Raw genomic sequence first — 8,370 nt, forward strand, 5'->3', positions numbered from 1 at the left:
GGCCACTTCGCTTCGCTCGTGGCGGGCCTCCGCGCAGGCGCGCCTGCGCGCCACCGGGTCCCGTCCCAGCGTCACGTGCTTCCCTCGCCGGCCCGGTGTCAGGCAACGGGAGTCAGCTCCACGTGCAGCTTCATCAGGCCGTGGAACAGGTAGGTGGGCATGTACTCGTAGCGCCGCGCGTCGGCCGGCCCGTGGAACTCCTCGGAGATCTTGATCGCCGACGTGCGGTCGAAGAGCCGCTCGAGGACGATGCGCACCTCGGACCGGGCCAGCGGCGCGCCGGGGCAGGTGTGGACGCCGTGCCCGAACGCCAGGTGCCGGCGCGAGTTGGGCCGCTCGAGCCACAGCGCGTCCGGGTTCTCGAACTGGCGCGGGTCCCTACCGGACGCGGTGTTCATCAGCAGGACGACGGTGCCCGCGGGCAGGTCGACGCCGCCGACGCTGGTCGATCGGCGCACCAGGCGGAACGCGCTCTTGATCGGCCCCTGCAGCCTCAGCGACTCCTCGATGAAGCGCGGGATGAGCGTCCGGTCATCCCGCAACTGCTGCTGCAGTTCCGGGTTGTCGCCGAGAATCTGCAGGCACGCACTGAGAAGGCGCACCGTGGTCTCCTGCCCGGCGGCGAACATGTTGGCGCCGATCCGGGCGACATCGAGCAGGTCCGGGGTGCTGCCGTCGGGGAAGGTCGCCTCCGCCATGCCGGTGAGCACGTCGCCCTGGGGGTTGGCGCGCCGCTGCTCGATGCGCTCGATGAAGTAGTCGTAGAGCGGGTCCAGGGTGTGGTGGCCGAGGTCCTTACCGCCGACGTCACCGGGCAAGACCCCGATCCCGGTCGACTGCAGCAGCATCTGGTGGTCCTCTTCCGGAACCCCGAGCAGGTCCGCGATGACCAGCAGCGTGTAGGGCTGCGCGAAGTCGTTGATGAACTCGCAGGTGCCCATCGTGAGGATCGCGTCGAGCTGGCGGTCGGTCAGCCGCCACATGAACTCCTCGTTCTCCTTGAGCCGCTTGGGCGTGATCAGCCCCATCAGCAGAGAACGGTGCGCGGTGTGCTTCGGCGGGTCGAAGGTGACAAGCTGATCGCTCTGCGGCAGCACGTCGCGGTGCGCCTCGATCAGCTCGCTGATGTCGTCGCCCTGCCCCTTGATCTCGACCGGGAAGGCTGGCCGCGGCCCGGCGATGAGGTTGCACGAGGAGAACGTGTCGGGGTCACGGAAGACCGTGAGCGCCTCCTCCCAGCCGGAGACCATCGCGACGCCGTACTTCGGCTCGATCCAGATCGGACGGTCGGCCAGGAGGAAGTTGAAGTACGCCCACGGGTCGACCGCGACCTCTGGGTCGCGGAAGAAGTTCACCGTGCTCAGGTCCGTCAGGTCCGTCATCTGGCTGCTCCGGTTCGGTCGCGCTCGGCGTTCAGTTGTGCTCGGCATTCGGTCGCGCTCGGGCCTCGGTGCGCTCAGGCTTCGGTGCGCTCGGGCTTCGACGCGCGGGGCGCTCGCGCGGTCTACGCGCTGGCCGACTCGCGGACCGCGGCGGCGATCCGCTCGACGTCCGGCAGCCAGGCGCGTTCGAGCGACGGCGCGTACGGCGCCGGGGTCGGGGCCGCGCCCACCCGGATGACCGGCGCGTCCAGCGTCCAGAAGCCCTCGCGCACCGCCGCCGCGGCGAGCTCGGCACCCACGCCGAACGGCGTCACCGCCTCGTGCGCGATGACGAGCCGGTTGGTCCTGGCGAGCGAGCCGAGGACGGTCTCGTAGTCCAGCGGCGCGATCGTGCGCAGGTCGATGACCTCGACGCTGATTCCCTCGTCGGCCAGTTGCTCCGCGGCGGTGAGGCAGTTGTGCACCATCTTCGAGTAGGACACGAGCGTGACGTCCGTGCCCTGTCGGCGAATGGCGGCCTTCCCGAGCGGTACCAGCGCGTCGGGCGCGGGGCGCGGGCCCTTGCGCCCGTAGAGCAGCCGGTTCTCGATGAAGACCACGGGGTTGGGGTCCCGGATCGCGCTGCGCAGCAGGCCGTAGGTGTCCGCCGGGGTGGACGGCATGACGACCGTGAGTCCCGGGATGTGCGCGAGCAGGGCCTCCAGGCTCTGCGAGTGCTGGCTGCCCGACGAGCGCCCCGCGCCGAACTGGGTGCGGATGACCAGCGGCAGGCTCGCCGCGCCGCCGCTCATGAAGCGCATCTTCGCGGCCTGGTTCATGATCTGGTCGAGGCAGACGCCGATGAAGTCGAGGTACATGACCTCGACCACCGGGCGCAGGCCGGCCATCGCCGCGCCGACCGCCGTGCCGATGACGGCGCTCTCGGAGATCGGGGTGTCGCGCACGCGGCCGGGGTACTTCGCCGCGAGCCCCCGGGTGAGGCCGAAGACGTTGCCGCCGGCGCCGACGTCGATGCCGGCGACGAACACGTCCGGGTCGCGCCCGAGCTCGCCGTCCAGCGCCTCGTGCACCGCGTCCATCGTCCGGAAGATCTCGCCGGTGGGCTCCGGCGGCTCGGCGACGTGCTCGCGCGGGCTGGTGACGTAGTGATACAGCGTCTCCGGCTCGGGTTCGGGCGCGGCGGACGCGGTCGCCACCGCCTTCTCGATCTGCTCGTCGATGTCCCGGTCGATCGTGGCCACCTGCGCCGGTTCCAGCCTCCGCGCGAGCACGAGCAGCGGATCGCCAGCCTTGGCAGTGTCGACCTCGGCGGCGTCGCGGTATCTCTCCGGGTCGCCCTCGTAGTGGCCATGCCAACGGTAGGTCTCTGCCTCGAGCAGCACCGGGCCCGCACCGGCCCGGAGGTCACGGACCAGCCGTGACACCGTCCGGGTCACCTCGAGGACGTCGTTGCCATCGACGTGGGCGTATCCGAGGCCATAGCCGCGGGCCCGGTCGGCCAGCGACGCGCGGTGCTGGTCGGCCTCGGGCGAGAACTCCGCGTAGTGGTTGTTCTCGCACAGGAAGATCACCGGCAGGTCCCAGACGGCGGCCAGGTTCACGGCCTCGTGGAACATGCCCTGCCCCACCGCGCCGTCCCCGAAGAAGGCGACGACCACCCCGCGGGTCGCCCGAAGCTGGGCCGCGGTGGCCGCGCCGGCGGCGATCGGCAGCCCCGCCGCGACGATGCCGTTCGCGCCGAAGATGCCCTTGCGCGGGTCGGCGATGTGCATCGAGCCGCCGCGGCCGCGGTTCGTCCCCGTCTCGCGCCCCATCAGCTCGGCGAACATCTCGGTGACGTCGAGGCCCTTGGCGATGCAGTGCCCGTGGCCGCGGTGGGTGGAAGTGATCACATCCCGGTCGTCAAGCGGCCAGCAGGCCCCGACCGCCGTCGCCTCCTGGCCGATGGACAGGTGCAGGAAGCCGGGGATGTGGCTGTCGCGGTAGAGCACCGCGGCCCGTTCCTCGAACCGCCGGATCAGGCGCATCCGCCGGTAGAGCTCCCCCAGCGTCGCCGGATCTGTGCCGATCTCTTCCAGGTCGGTGGACGTCAACGCCTGCAGCCTTCCTTCCGGCCTGTGCGGCACCGGCCCATGCGTGGCCTCGGGTTACCTGGGCCGTACCTGGCCCCGGCCACCTGGCCCGCACCCGGCCCTGGTGACCTGGCCCGCACCTGGCCCCGGTGACCCGGCCGCGTCTGGCCCCGGTGACACCGCCCACCGCTTGACATCGGGCGACAACGCGACATTCTTGTACCGCTCGTTCCAAAAATGCAACCCTTCGTCGACGGGAAGCCCTCATGGACTTCGATCTCCCCGAGGAGACGCTCGCCCTCCAGCGCGTGTGCCGCGAGTTCGCGGCCAAGGAGATCGAGCCGCACGCCGCCGACTGGAGCGAGCGCGAGTACTTCCCTTCCGAGATCTTCCCCAGGTTCGCCGCGCTCGGGATCATGGGCATGCTCATCGACGAGAAGTACGGCGGCGCGGACGCGGGCTACGTCTCGTACGTCGCCGTGATGGAGGCCATCGGCGGCGCGGACCAGTCGATCGCCGCCGCGTGGAACGCCCACTCGACGATCGCGTCGCTGCCGCTCGCCGCCTTCGGCACGGAGGAGCAGAAGCAGCGCTGGCTCGTCCCGCTGGCCACCGGCACGAACCTCGGCGCCTTCGGCCTCACCGAGCCGACCGCCGGCTCGGACGCCGCGTCCGTGCGCACGAGCGCGGTCCGCGACGGCAACGGCTGGCGGATCAACGGCACCAAGATGTTCATCACCAACGCCGGCACGCCGATCAGCCTCGGCGTGACCATCCTCGCGACGACCGGCACCTCGTCCGACGGCCGCAAGCGCTACGGCACCTTCTTCATCCCGGACGGCACGCCCGGCTACTCCAAGGGCCGGCCGCTGCGCAAGCTGGGCTGGCACGCCATGGACACCCGCGAGCTCGTCTTCACCGACTGCTGGATCCCCGACGACCACCTGATCGGCGAGGAGGGCAACGGCCTGCGCCAGTTCCTCGAGGTCCTCGACGCCGGGCGCATCAGCGTCGCGGCGCTCGGGCTCTCGCTCGCGCAGACCGCGCTCGACCTGGCGCTGCGGCACGCGAACGACCGCGAGCAGTTCGGCAGCAAGCTCTCCCGGTTCCAGGCGATCGGGCACAAGCTCGCCGACATGGCCACCGAGGTCGAGGCGGCCCGCGCCCTGGTGTACCGCGCCGCGTGGCTGGGCGACCAGGGCAGGCCCTTCGCCAAGGAGGCGGCGATGGCCAAGCTCTACACGTCCGAGGTCGCCAACCGCGCGGCGAGCGCGAGCGTCCAGATCCACGGTGGCTACGGCTACGTGCGCGAATCCGCGATCTCCCGGTTCTACGCGGACGCGAAGGTGCTGGAGATCGGCGAGGGCACCAGCGAGATCCAGCGCAACGTCATCGCGAGGCACCTGACGAGATGATCAAAATCATCGCGATGATCAAGCGTCGGCCGGGCCTGACGCGCGACGAGTTCCGGGAGTACTACGAACATCGGCACGCGCCGCTCTTTCACCGCGCGATCCCGGCCGAGGTGGCGGACGCGATCGTCCACTACGCGCAGAACCACGCGGTCACGCTCGGCCGCGGCACCACCGAGACGGCGTACGACTGCGTGACCGAGATCGGGTTCGGCGACCGCGCCGGGCTGGCGATCTGGAACCGCTGGTACCTCGGCGACGAGGGCAGGGTGCTGCGCGACGACGAGGAGAACTTCATGGACAAGGGCAAGCGGTTGGTGCTCGTCACCGAGGTGCGCGACATCGGCGTGGTCCGCTGATGCTGGCCGCGACGATCACCGCGGTGGATCCGACCTCCCCGCTGTCGGGGCTGCGCGTCGGCGACCATCCGGAGCCGGCCGTTCCCGAGGGCTGGAGCCTCGTCGAGGTCAGGGCCGCGTCGCTCAACCACCACGACATCTGGTCGCTGCGCGGGCACGGGCCCCGGGGCGCGCCACTCCCGCGCGTGCTCGGCTCGGACGTGGCCGGCGTCGACGAGTCCGGCAACGAGGTCCTCGTCCACGCGCTGGTCAACGACCCCGCCTGGGTGGGCGACGAGGTGCTCGACCCCAGGATCTCGATGCTGTCGGACTTCCACGACGGCGGCCTGGCGGAACGCATCGCCGTGCCGTCGCGCAACCTGGTCGCCAAGCCCGCCGAGCTGTCGTTCGAGCAGGCGGCCTGCCTGCCCACGGCGTGGCTGACCGCCTACCGGATGCTGTTCGTCCTGGCCGGCGCCACCGAGGGCACGACGGTCCTCGTGCAGGGGGCCGGCGGTGGCGTGGCGACCGCGGTCGTCATGCTGGGCGCCGCCGCCGGCGTGCGCGTCTGGGTCACGGGGCGCTCCGAGGCGAAGCGCTCCCGCGCCGTCGCGCTCGGCGCGGCCGCGGCGTTCGAGCCGGGTGCGCGCCTGCCCCAGCGGGTCGACGTGGTCATCGAGACCGTGGGGGCGGCCACCTGGGCGCACTCGATGAAGGCCGTGCGTCCGGGCGGCACGATCGTCGTCGCCGGCATGACCTCCGGAACGAACCCGCCGCTGGACATCGAGCGGCTGTACCTGGCCAACCTGCGGATCGTGGGCACGACGATGGGATCCCGCCACGATCTCGAACACCTCGTGAAGATGGTCGCGGATCACGGCCTGCGGCCCCCGATCCACGAGGTCATCCCGCTCGCCGAAACCCGGGCTGGCTTCCAGGCCATGGTCGACGGCGACGTCTTCGGCAAGATCGTCGCCCGTCCCGAGTAACGGCGCCCGGCCCGCGGGTCGACGGCCCGGTCCTCCCGCGGAGGCGGCCATCCATCACCAGATACTTTGACTTCAAACAGTATTGACTCCATATATCCCGACGGGTAGACATTGATGGACCGGTCGGTACAGCCGACCCCGAACGGATGGTGTGGTATGTCCAAGGACTTCGTTGTCTCCGCCGACGGGCACATCCTCGAGCCGATCGACCTCTTCAAGACCCGCATGCCGGTGCACCTGCGCGACCGGTCGGTGTGGGAGGAGGACATCGAGCTCGAGGAGCCGCTGGTCGAGGGCGGGGCTAAGGTCTTCCGCCGCCTGCACACGCCCGGCTTCGAGGGCTGGACGGTCTCCCGCTACCGGCAGACCACCGGCCGCACGCCCGATGGCGACCCTGAGACGATCCTCGAGGACCTGACCACCGACGGCGTCGACGCCTGCGTGATGCACCCGAACCTGTCGATCTTCGGGCTGTACTCCGACGACCACGAGCTGTCGATCGGGCACGCCCGGGTCTACAACGGCTACCTCATCGAGCGCTTCCTGCCCTACCGGGACCGCATCGCCCCGACCTGCCCGATCCCGCTCACCGACATCGACGACGCCGTCGCCGAGATCGAACGCGTGACGGACGCCGGCTTCAAGGCCCTGCTGCTGCCGGGCATCCCGCCGACGACGTACTGGGACCCGGAGCTCGACCGGGTCTGGGAGGCGGCCCGCGCCGCCGGGGCACAGATCTTCTTCCACACCCAGACCGGTGGCGTGAAGATGAAGAACCCGTCGAGCTCGACGATGCGGGTCGTCAAGGAGAACGCCCGGCAGGTCAACCAGCCGGTGACCGCCAAGTCGGCGGCCGAGCGGCTCTATACCCAGTCGGTCCTGTCGACGCTCGTGCCGCAGAAGGTGATCTGCGACCTGATCGGCGCCGGCGTGCCCGAGCGGTTCCCCGAGCTGCACTTCAGCCTCATCGAGTTCAACGCGCACTGGCTGTCCTCGCTCGTCGGCGCCATGGACAAGGCGTGGACGACCGGCATCGGCCAGGACACCGACTGGTGGATCGGCTCCTGGGACGACAACGCCCCGGCGACCGTCGAGGGCCAGCAGACCATGTCGCGGATCTTCCTGCTCAACGAGAAGTGGCCCTACCCGCTCATGCCGAGCGAGTACGTGCAGCGCCAGTTCCACGTCTCGTTCTCCGACGACCCGGCGGCGGTCGCCGCCCGCCACATCACCGGCGTGAGCTCGATCATCTGGGGCAGCGACTACCCGCACGCCGAGGGAACGTTCCGGGAAAGCCAGAAGCTGCTCACCCAGCAGTTCGCCGGCGTCCCGGACGAGGAGCGCAAGGCCATCGTCGGCGGCACGCTGGCCGATGTGCTGGGCTTCAAGCAGCCCGCGGCGGTCTGAGCCGGGCCCCGAGCCGAACGAGACGAGACGACGTGCCCAAGCACTGGAACCGCGACCCGATCCAGGCCGCGTACGACCTGTGGGTCGCCAAGGGCTGGGAGGACACCGCCGACGGCATGATCGCGGTTACCTCACTGCTTCGGGTACACCAACTCCTCATGGCGCGCGCCGACGAGATCCTCGCCCCCGTCGAGCTGTCGTTCGCGCGCTATGAGGTGCTCGTCGTCCTGTACTTCAACGAGGACGCGGTGCCGCTGTCGTACCTCGCGAAGGCGCTACAGCTACACCAGGCGAGCGTCACGAACCTCATCAACAAGCTGGAAAAGCAGGGCTACCTGGAGCGGCGGGCGCATCCCTCCGACCGGAGGGTCACCCTCGCCCAGATCACCCGCACCGGCCGGGCCCGCACCCGCACCGCCATCCGGCGGCTGAACTCCGAGCTGTTCTCCCAGCTCGGGCTCACCGTCGAGGAGACGCGGGCGATGGTCTCGATCTTCGCGAAGATGCGCCACGCCTGGGGCGACACCCCGCAGGACGGAGGAACCGATGCCACTGGCGCTCTGCTGCCTGTCGCACAGTCCACTGCTTGACATCACGAAGCAGAGTCCTGAGCTGGAGGCGGACGTGGGGGGGGGCGCCGGGGCGGCCCCCCCCCCCCCCCCCCCCCCCGCGGGGGCCCCCCGGCCCCCCCCCCGGGCCCGGCTCGAGGAACAGGCCGAGCTGCGGGCCGCCGGGGACGACGAGACGATGATGCTGGAAGAGGACTTCAT

General features: G+C 70.5%; 7 protein-coding genes and 1 pseudogene. 6 read left to right on the forward strand and 2 right to left on the reverse strand.

The window, feature by feature from the left end; genetic code table 11:
• Positions 1-98: 98 nt before the first annotated feature.
• A complete protein-coding gene (locus tag I6A81_RS03015) occupies positions 99-1,382 on the reverse strand; it encodes a cytochrome P450 (protein ID WP_203007463.1) in 1,284 nt (427 codons plus the stop codon).
• 122 nt (positions 1,383-1,504) lie between these two features.
• Positions 1,505-3,409, reverse strand: coding sequence for an alpha-ketoacid dehydrogenase subunit alpha/beta (locus I6A81_RS03020; RefSeq protein WP_407661238.1), 1,905 nt, complete (start codon positions 3,407-3,409; stop codon positions 1,505-1,507).
• A 311-nt stretch (positions 3,410-3,720) separates the two neighbouring features.
• Between I6A81_RS03020 and I6A81_RS03025 the strand changes: the two genes are divergently transcribed.
• The 6 genes and pseudogenes from I6A81_RS03025 to I6A81_RS42940 all read left to right on the forward strand — a co-directional run.
• Complete coding sequence (locus I6A81_RS03025) at positions 3,721-4,869, forward strand: acyl-CoA dehydrogenase family protein (protein WP_203007461.1); 1,149 nt, start codon at positions 3,721-3,723, stop codon at positions 4,867-4,869.
• A gap of 14 nt (positions 4,870-4,883) precedes the next feature.
• On the forward strand, positions 4,884-5,225 hold the full coding sequence (locus tag I6A81_RS03030; RefSeq protein ID WP_238430976.1) for an EthD domain-containing protein: 342 nt from the start codon (positions 4,884-4,886) through the stop codon (positions 5,223-5,225).
• A complete protein-coding gene (locus I6A81_RS03035; protein WP_203007459.1) occupies positions 5,225-6,193 on the forward strand; it encodes a quinone oxidoreductase family protein in 969 nt (322 codons plus the stop codon). Before I6A81_RS03030 ends, I6A81_RS03035 begins: the two co-directional genes overlap by 1 nt.
• Positions 6,194-6,349: 156 nt before the next feature.
• On the forward strand, positions 6,350-7,600 hold the full coding sequence (locus tag I6A81_RS03040) for an amidohydrolase family protein (RefSeq protein ID WP_203007458.1): 1,251 nt from the start codon (positions 6,350-6,352) through the stop codon (positions 7,598-7,600).
• Positions 7,601-7,632: 32 nt separating this feature from the next.
• Complete coding sequence (locus I6A81_RS03045) at positions 7,633-8,190, forward strand: MarR family winged helix-turn-helix transcriptional regulator (protein ID WP_203007457.1); 558 nt, start codon at positions 7,633-7,635, stop codon at positions 8,188-8,190.
• Positions 8,147-8,370 (forward strand): annotated as a pseudogene (locus I6A81_RS42940) (hypothetical protein); the annotation flags it as partial. The gene I6A81_RS03045 and the pseudogene I6A81_RS42940, both read left to right, overlap by 44 nt.

The sequence above is a fragment of the Frankia nepalensis genome (assembly GCF_016786325.1).
Taxonomy (GTDB): domain Bacteria; phylum Actinomycetota; class Actinomycetes; order Frankiales; family Frankiaceae; genus Pseudofrankia; species Pseudofrankia nepalensis.